Here is a 553-nt window from a genome sequence, read left to right as displayed (position 1 = left end):
ATCATGGTTGAAGTCCTTTCATGGTCTTCCGGACCGCGAGCGTCCCGCTCGCTCATGAGCCAGCGAGACGCTCGCGGTCCGGAAGAGAAGACCTAGACGCGCTCGATGATCGTCGCTGTGCCCATGCCGGCGCCGACGCAGAGCGTGGCGAGGCCGGTCGCGAGGTTGCGCCGCTCCATCTCGTCGAGCAGCGTGCCCAGGATCATCGCACCGGTGGCACCGAGCGGATGGCCCATGGCGATCGCGCCGCCGTTCACGTTGATCTTGTCGTACGGCATCTTGAGCACCTGCATGTAGCGCAGCACGACGGCGGCGAACGCCTCGTTCAGCTCCCACAGGTCGATGTCCTTGACGTCCATGCCGGCGCGCTTCAGCGCCCGCTCCGAGGCCGGCGCCGGGCCGGTCAGCATGATCGCCGGCTCCGAGCCGATCGAGGCGAACGAGCGGATGCGGGCCCGCGCCTTGAGGCCGGCCTTCTCGCCGAATTCCTTGCTGCCGATCAGGATCGCGGCCGCGCCGTCGACGATGCCGGACGAGTTGCCGGCATGATGGA

1 pseudogene is annotated in these 553 nt (G+C 67.8%); it reads right to left on the bottom strand.

The window, feature by feature from the left end:
* Positions 1-92: 92 nt before the first annotated feature.
* Positions 93-553 (bottom strand): annotated as a pseudogene (locus JG676_RS07775) (acetyl-CoA C-acyltransferase); the annotation flags it as partial.

It is taken from the genome of Campylobacter sp. 2018MI34 (assembly GCF_016598975.1).
Classification (GTDB): domain Bacteria; phylum Campylobacterota; class Campylobacteria; order Campylobacterales; family Campylobacteraceae; genus Campylobacter_D.
The sequence above is the reverse complement of the archived record's forward strand: the minus strand, read 5'-3'. Positions and strand labels throughout refer to the sequence as shown.